This is a genomic window from Terriglobales bacterium, from assembly GCA_035567895.1.
GTDB lineage: Bacteria > Acidobacteriota > Terriglobia > Terriglobales > Acidobacteriaceae > Gp1-AA112.
On sequence record DATMPC010000033.1, the window covers coordinates 1 to 3,666 of the forward strand.

Annotated in this window: 3 protein-coding genes; all 3 read left to right on the forward strand. The window is 54.8% G+C overall.

The window, feature by feature from the left end; all coding sequences use genetic code 11:
* Nucleotides 1–720 (forward strand): hypothetical protein (locus VNX88_07875; protein ID HWY68569.1); only part of this gene is annotated, 720 nt, incomplete at its 5' end.
* Between the two features lie 670 nt (nt 721–1,390).
* Nucleotides 1,391–2,116, forward strand: a complete 726-nt coding sequence (locus VNX88_07880) for a sigma-70 family RNA polymerase sigma factor (GenBank protein ID HWY68570.1) — start codon at nt 1,391–1,393, stop codon at nt 2,114–2,116.
* A 78-nt stretch (nt 2,117–2,194) separates the two neighbouring features.
* Nucleotides 2,195–3,666: efflux RND transporter permease subunit (locus VNX88_07885; GenBank protein ID HWY68571.1), on the forward strand; the 1,472-nt coding region annotated here is incomplete at its 3' end.

Below are 3,666 nucleotides of genomic sequence, written 5' to 3' on the forward strand. Positions count from 1 at the left end.
TTCGATCGAATTGCGGAAGCGATTGCGGCTTTCGAGACTTCGCCCGAAGTGAATTCGTTCTCTTCAAAATACGACTATGTTATGGCCGGAAAGGTGGAGTTCACCCCAGAGGAAAAGATGGGCTACGAACTATTTCGCAGCAAAGCCACGCACTGCAACGAATGCCATAGAGATGGAGGCCCGGGTGAGGAGCCGCTATTCACGGATTTCACCGCGTCCAACTTGGGCGTGCCGCCGAACCCGGCGCTTCCTTTCTACGAGGAAAATGCTCCCGACGAATTCGGCTACGCGGCAAACCCGGAGGGCCTTAAATATCGGGACCCCGGAGTGGGCGGTTTCCTGGCTAGCAAGCAAAACCCGAATCCCGAGTGGGCGGCGATGGCCAGTTCTTTTGCCGGAAAGTTCAAGACGCCCACCCTGCGGAATGTAGACAAGCGACCGCGTCCTGACTTCGTGAAAGCCTACATGCACAACGGATATCTCAAGTCACTCAAGGAAGTCGTCCATTTCTACAACACACGAGACGCGCTGCCGAGGTGCAAACCCGGAGATCCGGGCGAGAAAGTGACCTGCTGGCCGGCCCCTGAGAATCCGGAGACGATGAATCGAAAACAACTCGGCGATTTGAAACTGAGCGACCGGCAAGAAGACTTCCTAGTGGCATTTCTCAAGACCCTGACGGATGGCTACACGCTATCTTCGAGCGTGCCGCCAAGGTGAATGCCGATTGGCTTTATTAGACGATTCGGTCCTCTCTTGGTGTGTCGGCGTCACTGCCGGAGGCTGCTCCTGGTTCACGAGCACATATAAGCCCCAGTTCTACCATCCGTGTTTACGGTCGAAACGGTCGTAACCGCAGCGATCTTTCTGCAGTTCGCTCGCGACAAGCCAAATCCACGGCTCAGAAAGGATCTCCGACCCGAAATGTCGTCGCTTAAACGACTTCCTCGACTATAGGTCTGATTTGCGGTGCTCCGGATTTTTTGCCATGCCGGACGCTCGGTTCAGATAATGGTCTTTCGGTGTTTGCCCCGTCTTCGGTCCGTCTTCACCCGCCCTTTTAGCACCACATATAAAAATCACAGTCCGCGACATTTTTCTCCCTAGCTCAGCGAGCAACTTATGTGAAATCCGTGCGGGCTCTAAATGCCCGCTCTGAAGCTCGCGATGAGTCGAAATGTTGACGTTGTGTCCGCCGAGCGACGCTTTTCTCATTCAATGTACAGTGCCAGCACGATCACCTAAACCCCTTGCATAGCTGAAGATGCGGAACCACCGGCGATCCTGGTTGGTTTGGAGAGGCGCTTGCATTTCTTTGGTTTGTCGTCATCGGGAGGAAAGAGAAATGCAACCGGCAAACATAGACACTGCAGGCGAACAGAGATTTCAGATGAATTCGAACTCCGAGAACGCTCGGCAATTCAATGAGGCCCTCTCGCGCTCTCTGCCTTCATTCCAGCGAATGGCTTTTCGAAAACTGGGTAATGCAGCCGACGCGGAGGATGCGGTTCAGGATGCACTTCTCTCTGCTTACAAGCACTTGGATCAATTCCGGGGCGGAGCGCAAATGTCCACCTGGCTGACCACCATTGTCATCAATTCCGCACGGATGCAATTGCGCAAGCGGTCCGGCCACATCCAAGTGTCGCTCGATGAGCCGTTTGACGACGACCAGCAGAATTCTCTAGCAGAACGAATCGCGGACGACAGCCCAAGCCCTGAAGACGTCTGCCGTGAATCGGAGTTGCATGAGCGCGTCCGGCACTTCTTGTCGCAGATGTCAGCTCCGTTACGCAAAGCCCTTCAATTACGTGGCGTAGAGGGTCTCACGACGCATGAAGCAGCGTTCATTCTTGGTGTGCCAGAGGGAACGGTGAAGGCTCAGCTCACTCGGGCACGCGCGAAGCTCCGCCAGCTTATGCGTCGATCGCTCAACGCAAAACCCAGTTCATTGCGGATGCGCACTCCTGCGTCGGTTGTGATGATTGAATCGGAGAATACTCGCACGCGCGTGACGAGCACTGCACGAGATCACGATCGCAAAGCGCTACCGCGACGCAGAGCATTGCGCGGGCAGATTCCTGCAAGTCTTGCAGTCGGACGACAGGTGGCCTAGGCATCGCGAGGTCGCAGACGGCGAAGTGGCCGCCGTGAGCAATTCTCGGTAATTGAAGAACGGGGAACGGGGAATCCTATGTGGATCGTTAGACTCGCATTGCAGCGGCCCTATACCTTCGTGGTATTGGCCATACTCATCCTGATCATGGGTGCGCTCGCTATCGTTCGCACCCCAACCGATATCTTTCCGAATATCAACATTCCCGTTGTGAGCATTATTTGGAGTTACAACGGTCTCGTGCCGGAGGACATGGCCGACCGGATCGTGAGTATCACAGAGCGAGCGCTAACCACCACGGTGGACAATATCGAGCACATCGAGTCACAGTCGCTGTATGGAATAGCAGTCGTCAAGGTTTTCTTGCAGCCGAATGCGAGTATTCAGCAGGGCATTGCACAGATCACGGCGGTTTCTCAGACTCAGCTAAGGCAATTGCCTGTAGGAACGACGCCTCCGCTCATTTTGGCCTATAGCGCATCGAGCGTGCCCGTCCTGCAGTTAGCTCTTTCGGGCCAAAATATGTCGGAGCAACAACTCAACGACTATGGGCTGAATTTCATACGCACCCAGCTCATCACCGTGCCCGGTGCATCGGTCCCTTACCCCTACGGCGGAAAACAACGCCAGGTGCAGGTAGACCTGAATACAACGGCACTGCAGTCGAAGGGGCTGTCCCCGCTGGATGTAGTGAACGCGATCAGCTTGCAGAATTTAGTTCTGCCCACAGGAACGTCAAAAATCGGGTCTAAGGAATACGACGTTTCCATTCCCAACGCAGCACCGCAAACGATTGACGACCTGAATCGAATTCCGATCAAGACGGTCGGTGGGACTACGATTTACATAAGAGATGTTGCCTGGGTGCGCGATGGATTCCCCCCGCAGACAAATATTGTGAAGGTCAATGGGCAGCGCTCCGTATTGCTGACGATTCAGAAAGCTGGAGATGCGTCAACTCTGAGCGTGATCGCGGGCATCAAGGCACTTCTGCCGCAGATTAAGACAACCGTTCCACCTCAGCTGCAGATAAGCCCTCTCGCGGATCAGTCGATTTTCGTCCAAGGCGCGATCAGCGGAGTGGTGAGGGAAACGCTGATTGCCGCGTGCCTGACAGCTTTCATGATTCTCACTTTTTTGGGCAGTTGGCGAAGCACGCTGATCATCGCGACCTCCATTCCTCTGGCCATCCTGACCTCCATCATTGTGTTCAGCGCCATCGGAGAAACGATCAATATCATGACGCTCGGTGGACTCGCCCTCGCGGTCGGCATCCTGGTGGACGATGCCACTGTAGAAGTCGAAAACATCAATCGAAATCGCGCTGCCGAACCAGATAAGGACATGGATGAAGTTGTCCTGGACAGCGCGTCGCAAATCGCGACACCCGCGTTCGTATCCACTCTTTCGATCTGCATCGTGTTTGCGCCGATGTTCCTGCTCTCAGGTGTGGCGCGATATCTGTTTGTGCCCCTCGCCGAGGCAGTGGTGTTCGCTATGTTGGCATCGTATCTGCTTTCCCGAACGATCGTCCCGACGATGGCGAAATA

Excerpts from the sequence above, each read along its gene's own strand:
- VNX88_07880 (HWY68570.1), top strand. The coding sequence starts at position 1,391 with ATGAATTCGAACTCCGAGAACGCTCGGCAATTCAATGAGGCCCTCTCG.